13 protein-coding genes and 1 pseudogene are annotated in these 14,337 nt (G+C 57.7%); 5 read left to right on the top strand and 9 right to left on the bottom strand.

All coding sequences use genetic code 11. The features are described 5' to 3' along the window. From K5905_RS11790 to K5905_RS11780, 3 genes and pseudogenes are all read left to right on the top strand, one after another. A pseudogene (locus tag K5905_RS11790) lies at window positions 1-798 on the top strand (hypothetical protein); the annotation flags it as partial. A 196-nt stretch (window positions 799-994) separates the two neighbouring features. After that, complete coding sequence (locus K5905_RS11785) at window positions 995-1,501, top strand: hemerythrin domain-containing protein (protein WP_297583929.1); 507 nt, start codon at window positions 995-997, stop codon at window positions 1,499-1,501. Window positions 1,502-1,511: 10 nt separating this feature from the next. Further along, window positions 1,512-2,498 (top strand): GNAT family N-acetyltransferase, encoded by a 987-nt coding sequence (locus K5905_RS11780; protein WP_297583927.1) that lies wholly within the window; start codon window positions 1,512-1,514, stop codon window positions 2,496-2,498. Between the two features lie 157 nt (window positions 2,499-2,655). On the opposite strand, the gene K5905_RS11775 is transcribed toward K5905_RS11780, so the two are convergent. Genes K5905_RS11775 through had form a run of 8 tightly spaced genes read right to left on the bottom strand, consistent with a single transcriptional unit; the run spans window position 2,656 to window position 10,513 of the window. Further along, complete coding sequence (locus tag K5905_RS11775; RefSeq protein ID WP_297583924.1) at window positions 2,656-2,898, bottom strand: YfhL family 4Fe-4S dicluster ferredoxin; 243 nt, start codon at window positions 2,896-2,898, stop codon at window positions 2,656-2,658. A gap of 15 nt (window positions 2,899-2,913) precedes the next feature. Beyond that, window positions 2,914-3,759 (bottom strand): benzoyl-CoA reductase subunit D, encoded by an 846-nt coding sequence (gene bcrD, locus K5905_RS11770; RefSeq protein WP_297583922.1) that lies wholly within the window; start codon window positions 3,757-3,759, stop codon window positions 2,914-2,916. Then, the gene (gene bcrA, locus K5905_RS11765) at window positions 3,756-5,081 is read right to left on the bottom strand and encodes a benzoyl-CoA reductase subunit A (protein ID WP_297583919.1); all 1,326 of its coding nucleotides are present in this window, start codon (window positions 5,079-5,081) and stop codon (window positions 3,756-3,758) included. Before bcrA ends, bcrD begins: the two co-directional genes overlap by 4 nt. Then, window positions 5,078-6,385: a benzoyl-CoA reductase subunit B gene (bcrB, locus tag K5905_RS11760; protein WP_297583918.1), complete on the bottom strand. Its 1,308-nt coding sequence runs from the start codon at window positions 6,383-6,385 to the stop codon at window positions 5,078-5,080. Before bcrB ends, bcrA begins: the two co-directional genes overlap by 4 nt. Beyond that, a complete protein-coding gene (gene bcrC / locus K5905_RS11755; RefSeq protein ID WP_297583915.1) occupies window positions 6,382-7,554 on the bottom strand; it encodes a benzoyl-CoA reductase subunit C in 1,173 nt (390 codons plus the stop codon). The genes bcrB and bcrC overlap by 4 nt, the downstream gene beginning before the upstream one ends. After that, window positions 7,551-8,318 (bottom strand): cyclohexa-1,5-dienecarbonyl-CoA hydratase, encoded by a 768-nt coding sequence (locus tag K5905_RS11750; RefSeq protein WP_297583912.1) that lies wholly within the window; start codon window positions 8,316-8,318, stop codon window positions 7,551-7,553. Before K5905_RS11750 ends, bcrC begins: the two co-directional genes overlap by 4 nt. Beyond that, on the bottom strand, window positions 8,315-9,436 hold the full coding sequence (oah, locus tag K5905_RS11745; RefSeq protein WP_297583910.1) for a 6-oxocyclohex-1-ene-1-carbonyl-CoA hydratase: 1,122 nt from the start codon (window positions 9,434-9,436) through the stop codon (window positions 8,315-8,317). The genes K5905_RS11750 and oah overlap by 4 nt, the downstream gene beginning before the upstream one ends. Before the next feature lie 12 nt (window positions 9,437-9,448). Continuing rightward, entirely contained in the window at window positions 9,449-10,513 is a 1,065-nt protein-coding gene (had, locus tag K5905_RS11740; protein ID WP_297583908.1) for a 6-hydroxycyclohex-1-ene-1-carbonyl-CoA dehydrogenase, read from the bottom strand. 157 nt (window positions 10,514-10,670) lie between these two features. Here had and K5905_RS11735 point away from each other — a divergent pair, with 157 nt between their 5' ends. Further along, entirely contained in the window at window positions 10,671-12,413 is a 1,743-nt protein-coding gene (locus tag K5905_RS11735; protein ID WP_297583906.1) for a 2-oxoacid:acceptor oxidoreductase subunit alpha, read from the top strand. Continuing rightward, on the top strand, window positions 12,410-13,234 hold the full coding sequence (locus K5905_RS11730; protein WP_297583904.1) for a 2-oxoacid:ferredoxin oxidoreductase subunit beta: 825 nt from the start codon (window positions 12,410-12,412) through the stop codon (window positions 13,232-13,234). Before K5905_RS11735 ends, K5905_RS11730 begins: the two co-directional genes overlap by 4 nt. A gap of 161 nt (window positions 13,235-13,395) precedes the next feature. On the opposite strand, the gene K5905_RS11725 is transcribed toward K5905_RS11730, so the two are convergent. Beyond that, window positions 13,396-14,337: phenylacetate--CoA ligase family protein (locus K5905_RS11725; RefSeq protein WP_297583902.1), on the bottom strand; the 942-nt coding region annotated here is incomplete at its 5' end.

Raw genomic sequence — 14,337 nt, 5'->3', positions numbered from 1 at the left:
GGACTGACGGTGCTTGCCCTCCTTGGGGTGCTGCTGATCCACAGCTTCGAAAACGGATCGCTCGCCAACCACCAGAGCTTTGCTCTGGTGCACATGGCCGTTGCCGGTTTCGGCTTCATGGGGTCACTTGCGCTTGGGTTGAGCCTGGTGCTGATTCCGATGTTTGTTCTGTCTCGCAGCTTGCCCACGGGGCCAGGATGGGCACAGGTAACGCTGCTGGCCCTGTCGCTGGCAATTTACGCCGTTGGAGTGCTCCTGGACCTTCCACCGCTGCAGTGGCTGGCGCTTGCTTTCGGCTTTGGCGCAGCGGGGTGCTATCTGTGGCTGATGCGCACCGCGCTGCGCACTTCCATGCGCAAGAGGCTGGGCCTGCCGTTCATGCTGATGCGGGTGTCCTGGGGACTGCTGATTGCCACGCTTGTGCTGGCCGGACTGACACTGGGCGACATTGGCATCCCAAATGCCCCTGCCCTGACCGGGTTCCTGTTGGTGGCAGGCTGGCTGCTGACCTTCCTGACCGGTGTCCTGCAACGCATCATGCCGTTTCTCGCCTCAATGCACGCGGCCGGCAAATCCGGCCTGCCACCCCTGATATCGGATCTCACCGCCGAAGGGCCGCTCAAAATCCACGCCACCTGCCACTTGAGCGCCCTTGCCGCCTGCACCCTCGGGATCCTTTTCGAGCAGACCGTGCTGGTTCAAGCCGGTGCGGCGCTTGGCTGTATCGGCGCAGTTGCCTTTAGTGTTTTCGCTTGTTTTGTGGCGCTGAAACTGAAACAGCCGGCCCCGGACATCTAATGCATGTTCCCTTTGATCGGTTCACTCATGTGACCTGATGCATATTAAAAACCTGATTAAGCGCACCTGGTATCGGGTAACGCTCCAGTGAACTTTTCCCTTCCGTTTAGTCCGCCTAGGCCCTTGCCAAGTCTAAATAAGCATTATAGTACTTAAATAGGTAATTTAATACTCATCTGCATGAGGCATGATCCAAATGAGCTTCTCGCGCCGAACCGCCCAGCTATTGCACGACGACCATCAGGCGACGGTCGTAATAATCGAAGCTCTTGATCAGCTGCTCGCCAAGGCGCGCAAGAAGGCACCGGACGTCAGCGATCCAATGGTGCAGGAAACTCTGAAAAAAGCGGGCAGCGCCATCGAGGAAGAAGTCAGCGAGCATTTTGCTTTTGAGGAGAACGAATTGTTCACCCGGCTTGAAGAGATGGGTGACGTCGGCATCGGTGAACACCTGCGCGGCGAGCATCGCGCGCTTCTGCCGCTCGGCCAGACAGTCGCTGAATTGTCGCGCGAGGCACTGGAAAACGGCTTTACCGCAGACAGCTGGATCCGGTTCCGCAACGTGGCAGGCGAACTGATCGAACGCATGCTCGCTCATATTCAGAAAGAGGAAATGGCGCTTTTGCCGGCGCTTGAGGACTTGCTTGATGCGGAGACCGACATGGAACTGTCCACCGCATATGCCGAATCCCACCAATCATAGCGAGGACACCATGACAGACGTGCTTGAGCAGATTTCGGTCAAACCCCTGTCCCCGGCCGATTTGGAAGCAGTGATTGCAATAGACAAGGCCGCTTCGGGTGCTTCTCGGCGCGGGTATTTCGAAAAACGGCTTGACGCCGCAGTCGAGAACCCAAAGGAGTACGTGTTTGTCGGCGCTTTCGACAAGAGCAAGTTAACCGGCTTCGCTTTCGCCAAACTGGTCACGGGAGAGTTTGGGAAAAAAGGCGCAAGTGCCTCTCTCGACGCCATTGGCATTGATCCCGCGTACGGGCTGCAAGGCCTCGGCCAGAAAACTCTCGACGAAGTCGAGGCTGTGTTGCGCAGCAAGGGGGTGACGAGCCTGACCAGTCAGATCAACTGGAACCAATGGCCTGTGCTGAGTTTCTTTGCCCATGCAGGTTTCAAGATGGCACCAGGTGTCGTGCTCACACGCTCCACAAGCGAACTGCCGCAGGAACTCCAAGAGGACCCATCAGACAATGCCGAAGAGCTGGACTACAGCTCTCCTGATGGCGATGCTGGCAACGCGCTGTCGCGCGATCGCATTCCAGTGCGCTCGATGCTGGTCGACGATCTGACCAAGATCATATCGATTGATGCCGAAATCACCGAGTCAGACCGGACTGATTATTTTAACCGTATGCAAGTGGAAAACCTCGACCAGACTGGTGTACGGGTTTCGCTGGTGGCTGAACAGGATGGTTTCCCCGTCGGTTTTATCATGGCTCGCATGGACTTTGGTGAATTCGGCCGCACAAGCGCCGAAGCGGTGATGGATTCGATTGGAGTCGATCCCGGCTTCCAGGGCCAGGGTGTTGGTCACGCGCTGATGGCCAAACTGATGGTCAATCTCGCCATCCTGCAGGTTGAATCGGTGCGCACTGAAGTCAACTGGCAAGACACGGCGCTGATCAGATATTTCAGCTCGGTCGGGTTTACCAAGGCCCAGCGTATTGCACTCATCAAATCGCTCTGATCAGCGAAGGCAATTCACTCAAAAAACGCGAGAGACCCGGTCGATTACTGGCCGGGTTCTTCATTGGTGCAACTGCAATTCGGTAAATCCATCTGCAGATGAAAAAACCGCCGATCATTGTCACAATGACGTTGACCGGCGGCAACGGGAGCAACAGTTATTGCATGGCATCATGCTTGGCCTGCAATTCCTCTTCAGTCTCTTCCCAGTCCGGATTTTGAACGATGCAGGCCTCGGGGCAGACAAGTTTGCACTGCGGCTCGTCTTCTTCCCCGACACATTCGGTGCATTTCATCGGGTCGATGATGTAAAATGGATCACCTGCCTTGATCGCCTCGTTCGGACAAACCGGTTCGCAGGCATCACAGGCCGTGCAAGGGTCAACAATCATTAGTGCCATATCAATTCCTCCTCTTCAGGATGCCTTGAGCAGCTGCCCTGTGGCTGCCAGTTTTTCAAAGCGGAAAGCGCCCCAGAGCGCGGCACCGATGGCTCCGGCATAAATCGAATCCGGATTGTTGACGATTTCAGCATCAACACCCTTCATCTTGGCCAGTTGTTCACGCATCGCCTCGCACAGACCTTCGTCCAGCGCCAAGCCACCGGTCATCATGATCAGGTCATTGCGCACTCCGATCGACTTGAGCAGACGCGCCAGACGGTTGGCCATCGACAGGTGAATCCCCTTGAGGATGTTGGGCGAAGTAATGCCACGCGACACCATGTTGATCACGTCGGTTTCCGCCAGAACGGCGCAGATCGAGGACACCTCTTCGGGATCATCCGCCTGCATCGACAAGGTGCCGATCTCGTCCTGAGCAATTCCCAGGTAGCGCGCAATATTTTCCAGAAACTGGCCTGATCCCGAGGCGCATTGGCTGGTCATCTTGTAGTTGGTGACCTTACCCTTGTCATCGGTGATCATTGCGCGGCCATGCAGAGCCCCGCAATCCAGAATGGCGACGGTTTTGGGATTCAGGAACCGGGCCCCACGGGCGTGACTGGTCATCGAATAGAAGTGACCGGTATTGAACGGGATCGACTCGCCCTCACCGGTGGTCGCCACGTAATCCAGATCGCTTTCCTTTACTCCCGCGTCTTCCAGCGCCTGGTCAAAGGCTTCCCGCGAGAGCTGCATCGGATCGCGCTGCCGGATCCTGAGCGTGCTGCGGGACAGCCATTCTTCCTTGCCGTCTTCCAACCGGAAAACCACCACTTTCACGGCACCTGTGCCGACGTCAATTCCAGCTGTCAGCGTCATGCTTCGATCCCTTCCGAATGGCCCTCCGCTGCGCGGCGGGCAAATTCAGCCCCTCCCAACGCACCGGTGTAAATGGAGTCCGGGTTGATATTGATCGTCACGTCACCATAGTTCTCGGCGATCAGTTTTTTCAGCTCGCGCACTGCAGCCTCGTTCTTGGCCACGCCGCCGGTAAAGGTCATCTGATCCGCAACCCCGCCAGAGCGGGAAAGGATAGAGACCGCACGCAGAATGATGGCGCGGTGCAAACCGGCCAGAATGTCCTCGCGCTTTTCACCCAGCGCCAGACGATCACGCAATTCGGCACCGGCAAAAACGGTACAAGTCGAATTGATGCGCGCCGGTTTGGCCGATTTCATTGCCATCGGGCCCAGCTCGTGCAGCCCCATGTTCATTTCGTCGGCGATATAACCCAGATACCGTCCACAGCCTGCGGCGCAACGGTCATTCATCTGGAAATTCTCGACGATCCCCTGCGGGTCAACCTGAATGCCTTTGGTATCCTGACCGCCAATATCCAGAACAGTACGGGTTTCGGGGTACATCATATGCGCCCCCAGCCCGTGGCAGAGAATTTCTGAGCGGATATGTTCTTTGGAAAACGGCAGGGTCACCCGGCCATAGCCGGTCCCGACCAAATAGCTTTCCTCAAGCTCAATCCCAAGAGCGTTCTCAGCCTTCTTGCCGAGTTCAGCAGTGGCCGTGGCCCCTTCCCTGGACACCCGTCCCAATGCATTCTTGAACTTCTCATCCAGGGTGCCCGACGGGGGACGGTTCTCTACCGCAATGATTGATTTATCATAGACGTTCAGCAGTATGTCGTAGCCGATATCCATCTCGCGCCCGACTTCTTCGGCCACTGCCAGATAGCGCGATCCGGCGATATCGCGGAAAAAGTCGGATTTGCGGTCAGCTCCGGGCGCATACATGGCCGGCGCCTCCTGGCGCAGTCGATGAAAGACTTCAGCCAGCGCCGACTTAACACCATCCCCGATTTTTTCGAACCGCTCGCCGGTTACCAGCCGGGTACAGGTTTCCTCGAGATCCTCGAGCTGTTCCAGGAACTGTTCCAGTCGGAACGACCGTTCCAGCGCTCCCAAAAACTCCTCTACGTTGTTATCAAGCGTTTCCTCGCCGCCAAATTCACGCCGGAACAGGGTGAACCGCGCGTCAATCTTGGCTTCTTCGGTGGCCACCGAACAGGCCGTTTTATAGTTGGAGCGCGAATTGGTGATGCCCCGTCCCAGGATACGTTCTTCTTCATCCAGCAGCACCGCTTTGGTGGTGGTGGAGCCGAGGTCAATGCCTACAAAGGTCTTCATGCTGCCGCTCCTTTTCCACTGCGTTTCTGCTCAACCATCTGGAAGTAACTCTCCAGCCGGTTCTTGACGTTGGCCGCCGAGAAGTAGCGTGGATCCACCAGGTCTGTTTCGATGAAGGCCGCAGGTTTTCCGGTGCGCTTTTCAACTTCGCGCATGATCAGCAATTGACCGGCCGAGAAGCTGTTGCAGCTTTTGATCGAGTTGATCAGCAGGCCGTCGGCTTCGTATTCGTTGATGTAATCCGACAGCATATCGATGCGCATTGGCAGGCTGCGGTTGGTGTAGACGCCCAGGCAGTATTCCGCCAGTGACTCAAGCGGCCGGTCGGGATCGTGACGGAAGCCATAATCATAGGTGCCACCGACCTTGGTGTAGCTCGACGCGACCACGGTGGCGCCTTCGTCGTAGAACATTTTCCAGAACTGGCGGAACGAGGTGTAGTTTGGTGGACCTTCGACCACGAGACGGTATTTCTCCTCGTCCATCGGCCCGTCAGGTGTCACCGGACCAAGACCTTTCTGTATCCGCTCGTCAACCTCTTCGCGCAGGAAGCGATAGTAATCGATAGCGTCGTCGGTGCCACGGAAGGCCCCGAAAATCGGCCCGATATAATAGATACCGCCAAAGTAGGCATCAATCGGAGACGGTTTGTTCTTGCCCGTTTCCAGGATGTAGACCAGATCGTCCTCTGCCTGCGCCGACTTCTTCAGGTATTCGCGCAAACGGTCGATATCGAACTTCACCCCCGAGACTTCTTCAAGCGTCGGGATGACCGTTTCCTTGAACTGTTCGACCATGTACTGGATCATGTTCGGCGTAACTTTGCCGTCGGCCATGTACGGGGTCTGCAAAAATATGGTCGGGCATTTGTACTGCTCACGCAAAAGCTCGAACCATTTCAGGAAGGTGAAACAGCCGGTGTAGGACAAAAGCAGCACATCGGGTTTCGGCAGCTCCTTGCCGTTGGGGCCGATGTTCCCCTTCATCATCATCCCGATGTCCGATTTCACGTAAGTACAGACATCTTCCGAGTGACCGGCACGCTCTGCTTCCATGATGTACTGACCGGACTGCTTGCGCAAACCCGACTGAATGGCATTCACCTCAGGCAGGTTGTTGACCAGGTCGAAGCACATCAGCAGTTCGTTCAAGTTGCCCGGTACAAATGTCGAAGCCACCTTTTCACCGGTTTCCGGAGCATTGGTCAGGCGCTCGTAATGGGCCGCCATCATCTCTTTTTGTTTGATCATCGAGGCGTCCTTGAGGACGTCTGCGGGCTTGGCTTTCACGATTGAGGGTTTCATGCTGCGCTCCACAGTTTGATCGAATCAACAAAGGTTCCGGCCTGTTCACGGATCGGCTGCATCTGCCCGGAGTTTTCTGCGTACTTGAACGCGATGAACGGAACGTCGGCCTCTTTCAGGACATTTTGCAGCATCGGACGGTCCAGAAGCGCCGGATCGCAGAAACTCGTCGAAGCAAAAATCACCCCCTCGGCTCCGGATTCTTTCACCGCACGGACCAGGAACTGGCCTTTTTCCTCTTGATTTGGTTCATACTTGGCTGCAGTGGACATCGAATGATGCAGGAAGGCCTGAGACAGGTTGTAAACCGGATCTCCCTCGGTCGGCACGTCGCCAATCAGCCAGCGGCTGACCAGCATAAAATCGTCATCGACAACATAGCAGCCCGACAGTTCCAGTGACTTGATCAGGTTCAGCGGCGGCTGTTCGCAGAACATGCCCGTCACCACGACCTTGGAATTGTCCTTGATAGGGCGATCTTCAGCTTTGACGGCGTCAATATATTGCCGCAGCAGTACGTTGTGTTCTTCCACCGGCAACACCAGGCCCGCGCGAATTACAAGATAGGCCTCCGAGGCAGGCGCCTGCCAAGGCACTTGCGCCCGCAACGTATAGAGCTCCTTAACCAGCTCACGGTTCGCGTTATAGACCGTGATTGAGTTGCGGATCTCGTCATCGCTGATCTTGTGTCCGGCAATCTGTTCAAGATCACGCAGCAGTTCGCGCATTTCACCGATGTAGAAGGTGCCGCCAATCTCATCCTTGTAAGTTTGCGGCACATCGAAATATTTGGAATACGTGTCGGGAAACAGCATCTTCCACATGCCGGACAAGTTGCGGATCACATCGCAAATCGACGGAAACAGCATGCCGTCAACGAAATCCAACCGACCGGATATACCCAACTCGATAGTCGAGCGCGGAATGCGGCAAATGTAACTCTGGTAATAAGCGTCGCCGTGAACCACCTCCAGATTGTCACCGCCACCCATAATGCCAAGCGGCAGCATGCCAGCGGCGTGAATCAGTTCACGCGGAACATAGACAGGCATATAGCCAATCACCTTCCGGCCTTCTTTGGCGGCTTTCCATTCGCGTGCGGCGGTAAAGCTGAGATCTTCGTAAAGCGCCTCGCAGCGTGCGACAATTTCGGATGTGGATTGTGTCATCTGTTTTCCCACTTTGCTGGACGCTTGGCGATAAAGGCTTCGAGCCCTTCCACCGCATCTTGGGTTGACATCAGATCGTTCAGGTACAGGTTTTCGACCTCGTCGAGACGTGCAATCACCTCGCGGCAGTATCCGGCTCTGGCGGCGCGGACTGCCATGCGCAAGGAACTTGTGCTTTTCGGTTTGAGATGGTTTTCGACGTAGGCGATGACCGCGGCTTCCGGGTCCTCAGCGACCGCGTCAACCAGACCCATGGCAAAGGCTTCGCTGCCGCTGACCGACCGCCCCGAGTATAGTAGATCCTCGGCTCGCGCCTGCCCCACACGACCCGGCATCAGGCAGGACGCAGCGGGAGCAAATACACCCAGCATCATTTCCGGTTGACCCAGATTGGCCTCCGGCGCGGCAAAGATCATATGTCCCGCCATCGCCACCTCAAGACCACCGCCCAGGCACTGGCCGCGCACCGCAACCAGAACCGGCACCGGAAACTCCAGCATCCGGCGCACCAGCGCATGCAGCGATTTCAGCATCTCCTCGCAGCTCGCCGGCAGGTGTTCTTCAACTGAAGCGCCAAAGCTGAAATGCGGTCCCTCGGCCTCGACCAGCACCGCTGCCAGATCGCGATCATTCTGGTGCGCGGCAAAGGCTGCTTCCAGCGCCGCGATCATTTCGGCATCAACGATATTCGCCTTTGGCCTGTTCAACCGCAGCCGCAGTAGCGCGCCCTCCAGATCCAGCGTGATACCAAGAACATCGCTCATTTGCGCGCTCCCGGCATCATCGAGTCGATATAATCCGGCGTCCATTTGGCGCCTTCGGCCAGCTCCTTGCGCAAAAGCGCAAAGTCAATTTCACGGCCCACTTCGCGATTGCCCTCATTGAAGGCACGGAAGCCCATGTTGGCTTCGGTCATCATGTTGCCGCCCAGCCAAGCGCGAGAGTTTTCCTTGTTGGCGTTCCAGGCGTTGAGCTTGGGTTTGCGCAGCTCTTCAACCGACTTGGTGGTGCAATCGGGGAAGGTCAGCAGCAGTTTGCCGCAAAGCTCTTCAACCTTGGCATCCAGCGCGCTCAGGTCCATCTCGCCGCGTTTCATCAGCGCTTTGCCTTCGGCCAGCGCGTCACCGGTCTTCAGCTCTCCGTGCAGCAAACGGCCCATTTTGTCGGTGATCATGCGGGTCTCGACCAGCGGGTTGGCTACGTATTCGCCATCCACCTTCAACCCCGGAACAATGTCGGTCAGTATGCCCAGACGTAGCGCCTTTTGCGCGGTGAAGCTTTCACACAGAACACCGGAATTCATTGCCTGTTCGCAGCCGATCATCACCGGCAGAAAATCTGTCGAGCCGCCAATTGCCGCCGAACCGTGCTTGGGACCAGCCTGACCGAACCGCGCCATGTCTTGCGCGACGGAGAAATCGCACGCCATGCCGATCTCCTGGCCACCGCCGATCCGCATTCCGTTGACCCGGCAGACCACCGGCTTGTCGCAGCCGAGAATTGCCGACACCATGTCATTGAACAGGCGCATGTACTGGCGGTATTCATGCGGACGACCGGCATAATATTCCGCATATTCCTTGGTGTTGCCACCGGTGCAGAATGCCTTGTCACCAGCGGCGGTAAACACCACGGCATTCACATCGCGCATATTTGATGCGGCGCGGAAGGCAAGGATCACCGACTTCACCATATCCGTGGTGTAGGAATTGTACTGCGCTGGATTATTGAGGGTGATCCAGGCATTGTAGAGCCCCTCGGCCATGGTGCCATCTGGCAGTTTCGCCGGGCGTTTTTCAAAAATCACCTGGTCGGTGATAGCTTCGCGCGCGGCATCTGAAACAATATCGTGCGAAACAAAGTCAATTGGTTCAAAACTCATTCTGAATCTCCTTCATTCACCGGGCACGAGGATCTGACGCCGGACCAGTTTGCCGTCATGCACGGCCTGGAATATGTCGTTGATGTCATCAAGCGGTCGCTGTTCAACAAATGGCGACAGCTTGACTTTGCCGCTCATCACAAGGTCCAGCGCACCGGGATACAGTTCGGGCGGACAGCCCCAGTTGCCCAACATCCGGGCGTGAAAGGCCATCAGGTTCGACAGTCGTACTTCCAGCTTGTCCATGGTGAAGCCAACCACGCACATGGTGGCGCCGTGGTTCAGCAAGCCGAAAGCCGCAGCCTGCCCGGCAGCAGTTCCGGAACATTCCATGATGATCCATTCAGAAGTGCGCAAACCGTTGGCCTTGGCGAAGTCGATGATTTCCTTCTTCAGGCTGCGCGGATCAAAGTCGCGTGCATCCAGCGTCAGCGACGCGCCGTATCCGGCAACTGCGGCAAGCTTTTCAGGCACCACGTCGATCGCTACGACCGTGCCCCCCATCGCGGAGGCGACCTGCACCGCGTATCCACCGACACCGCCGACACCGTTGACGATCACCAGATCGCCCTCGCCAACCCCGGCCTGCACCGCCGCCTGATACGGTGTCGTCAGCGCGTCCGCGACCACTGACACATCCGCGAGCGACAGACCAACCGCCGCAAGCCGGTCGGTATCCACCGGGCACAGGCCACGTGAAGGCACGGTTATATGACTGGCAAAACCACCTTGAATGTCGTTGCCCGGCATTTTTTGCGCCCGGCATATGGTCCCCTTGCCCCGCTGGCAGGCATCGCATTCGCCGCAAGGCATTACCGCAGGAACGATCACCGGCTGGCCAAGCCATTCCTCGGCACCCGCGCCAGCCTCGACAACAATGCCGCTGATCTCGTGACCGAGCGTCAGCGGCAGCGGTTGATTGGTGCGCACGCCATCGTAATAGAAGCCGAGGTCGGTATGGCAGACGCCGCAGCCCGATACTTTGACGACGACCTCGCCGGGTCCCGGCTTTTCAAGGTCGAAGGCTACTTTTTCAAGCGGCTTTTCCCCTGAAACCATCATCCAGCGTGTTGGCATCTTCATCCTCCTGAGACTCGACCCAGAGCCTTGTTGACAGCGCTTCAAATCTTTATTACCGTAAATTGGTACTTCATTACCTATTTAAGGTCAACCAAGAAATGGTCTGAGGCCAGAAACCAACGAAAACCCGGCCAGAGCGTAGAACGGATTCTTTATGGACGCCCTTTCCCCTCAAGCAAAAAATGTATCATTCGCGGTCGTCGGCACCGGTGGAGCGGGAGCGATCACGGCAGGTTCGATATTGCTCGAAGCAGCCGGAAAGTCGGGCTGGTACGGGCTTCTCACCCGTTCGGTCGGACCACAGATACGCGGCGGCGAAGCTGCGGCATTGGTAAGACTGTCGACAAAACCGGCCGCCTGCATGTCAAAGGAATTTGACATACTTGTCGCTATCGACTGGAAGAACGCCGATCGTTTTATCAACGCGATGCCGGTGGCTGCCGGCGGGTTGATCGTCTGCGACCCCGCAGCCGGGGATCCGCCGCAAGCGGCGCTCGATATGGATTGCACCATCGTGCAATGCCCGATCGGCGAGTTGGCCAAGTCAATTCCAGGTGGCCGCGAAAATATGATCTCGATCGGCCTGGTCGCCCAGTTGGCTGGGCTGCCGGTGGATAATATCATGAAGGTGGTGCAATCGAAGCTGGGCAGCAAAGGCGAACAGGCCGTTGAAACCGGCCGAGCCTGCATTGCCGCCGGCATGACCGCTGCCAGCGGCTTCAACCACGCCTATACGCTGGCGCCGCCCATTGAGCAGGACGGCAGCCGCTGGCTGATCACCGGGAACGAAGCTGTCGGCCTTGGCGCCCTGCGCGGCGGAGTTCGGTTTGCCGCCGCTTATCCGATCACCCCTGCCACCGAAGTGCTGGAGTATCTGTCCCCTGCGCTGGCATCGATCGGCGGCTCGCTGGTGCAGGCGGAGGACGAACTTGCCTCAATCAACATGATCATAGGCGCATCCTTTGGTGGTCTCCCCTCGATCACGGCGACATCCGGTCCGGGTCTCTCGCTGATGATGGAGAGCCTCGGACTTGCGGCTGCCTCGGAAACCCCGATTGTCGTTGTCGACGTTATGCGGGTCGGCCCGTCAACCGGTATCGCCACCAAATCCGAACAATCCGATCTCAACATTGCGGTCTATGGCTTCCATGGCGACGCGGATCACGTGGTGGTGGCCCCCCTCAGCGTGGCCGACTGTCTGTTCACCGGGCAATGGGCGGTGCATATTGCCGAAACCCTTCAGACGCCGGTGATTTTGTTATCGGATCAGTCACTCGGCCAGGCCCGACTGCTGATCGACAAACCGGCGGATGTCACCTTCCTGACCCAGCGCAAAACGTTTATCGCCGAAGACGAAGACTACAAACGCTACGCGCTCACCGCGGACGGCGTTTCGCCGATGTCGCTGCCGGGCCAGCCAGGCGGGCAATATACGGCTGACGGATTGACTCATACGGAAAAGGGCACGCCCTCGAGCACCCGGCGCGATCAACGCGAACAGATGAACAAGCGTCACGACAAAATCAACAACTTCGACTACGGCGCTCATTGGGGTGTCTGTGAAGGCGACGCTGCCAGTGACACAGTGATCCTGACCTGGGGGTCGCTGACCGGGGCCGCGCGTGAAACCCTGGACACGTTGGCGGATGAAGGCATCCCGGCCAGGCTTGTCTCATTGCGTCAGATCTCGCCTTTCCCGGAGGAGGCGCTGACCAAGGCCCTCACCGGCGCCAGGCGTGTGCTGTTTGTCGAGCAAAGCCATTCCGGTCAGTTCTATCGCCACGTGCGGGCGCATATCGACCTGCCGTTTGAAACCAGATCGCTCAACCGCGAGGGACCGTATCTCATTGGCCCCGACGAAATCGCCTCCCAGATCCGTGATTGGAAAAACCAATGAACGCCCCCAGTTTCAAGGCCAGCAGCTACAAGTCCGATATCACGCCGATCTGGTGCCCGGGCTGCGGTGACTTCCACGTTCTGATGTCGATCACCAAGGCGTTGGCCAAGTTGGGACGCCCACCTGAGGACATTGCCGTCATCTCGGGTATCGGCTGCTCATCGCGGATCCCGGCCTATACCAACTGCTATGGCTTTCACGGAGTGCATGGCCGCTCGCTGGCGGTGGCCGCCGGACTGAAAGTGGCACGCCCCGATTTGACGGTGATGGCGATGAGCGGCGACGGCGACGGCTTCTCGATCGGCGGCAACCACTTTCTGCACGCCTGCCGCCGCAATATCGATATGACATATGTTGTGATGGACAACCGGGTTTATGGCATGACCAAAGGTCAGCCTTCCCCAACCACAGAACCGGACTGGGACAGCGCCCTGTCCCCGGGCGGTACCGGCCTGTCGCCCTTCCATCCGCTGGTGATTGCGTTGGCCTCCGGTGCCAACTTTGTCGCCCGCGAGTTTTCCGGCAACATCAAGGCCTGCACCGAGACCATCTTCGAGGCGATCAAACACCCCGGTTTTTCCTTCGTGGAAATCCTCAGCCCCTGCGTCACCTTCCGCCCGGATGAAAAAGAGTGGAAGAACCAGGTGCACGAGGCCAGCGTATCGGAAACTGATGACCCGGCCCGCGCCGCGCGCCGCATCATGACCGACGACGGTATGAACACCGGCATCCTCTACCGCGGCCGTCGCAAACCCTACTTTGCCTCGGTTTCTGACAGGACAGGCGACCTTACCACACTGGAACAGGCCTTCGAAGTCTGAAGACCGCACTGCTCCCACTCGGCTTTGTGCCGAGTGGAGGACAACAAACAGCTATTCAAAAAAGACAGATCTGCGCGGTGCATTGCAGAACCACACGCGCCTTATTCAGCTGCGCACGCCAATGGTGACAGGAGGCTTGACGTGCACCTCCCTGGTCACCGTTAGCGTTCGTCGATGACTCGCACCGCTTTACCTTGCGAGCGGGGAAGCTGACCAGGGAGCTTTGCGGTGACTGCACAGCTCACGCCAATGACCGATTTGATGTGATGGCGCACCTCTGAGGCCTTGTTTTTTAGCACGTCTGCCCCTTCGCCAATGCCGGGTTGCACCTCGATATCCAACGCCATGGCATCAAGCGGACCATCCTTGAACAAGCGGATCTGATAGTGCGGTGCCAGTCCGTCGAGCCCGACAAGCACCGCTTCCATCTGGCTTGGATAGACGTTGACGCCGCGGATGATCATCATGTCATCGTCACGGCCGTCAACCCGCATGATCCGCACATGGCTGCGACCGCAAATGCAGGGCTCGTCAGTCAGACGGGTGATGTCACGGGTTCGATAGCGGATCATCGGCATCGCTTCCTTGGTCAGCGTGGTGATCACCAATTCGCCGGTTTCACCCATCGGCAGCGGCTCCAGCGTTTCGGGATCGATGATCTCGAACAGGAAATGATCCTCCCAACCATGCAGGCCGTCGCGGGCAGCATCGCATTCGCAGGCCACTCCCGGCCCCATGATCTCCGAGAGCCCGTAGATATCGCAGGACGTGATACCCAGCCGCCGGTCCAATTCGGCGCGCAGCTGGTTCGACCATGGCTCGGCTCCGAACAGGCCCCGTCGCACCGGCAACCTGGCGATATCAACCCCCATACTTTCAGCCACCTCGGCAATATTGAGCGCGTAGGACGGGGTTGAGCACAATATGCGGGGCTTGAAGTCATTGAGAAGTGTCACCTGCCGCTCGGTGCCGCCACCGGACACCGGCACCACCACGCAGCCCAGTTTTTCGGCACCAAAATGCGCCCCGAGACCGCCGGTGAACAAGCCATATCCATAGGAGTTATGCACCATATCGCCGGGTCGAATACCGACCCCCGCCAT

The sequence above is a fragment of the Roseibium sp. genome, from assembly GCF_025698965.1.
Taxonomy (GTDB): domain Bacteria; phylum Pseudomonadota; class Alphaproteobacteria; order Rhizobiales; family Stappiaceae; genus Roseibium.
The sequence above is the reverse complement of the archived record's forward strand: the minus strand, read 5'-3'. Positions and strand labels throughout refer to the sequence as shown.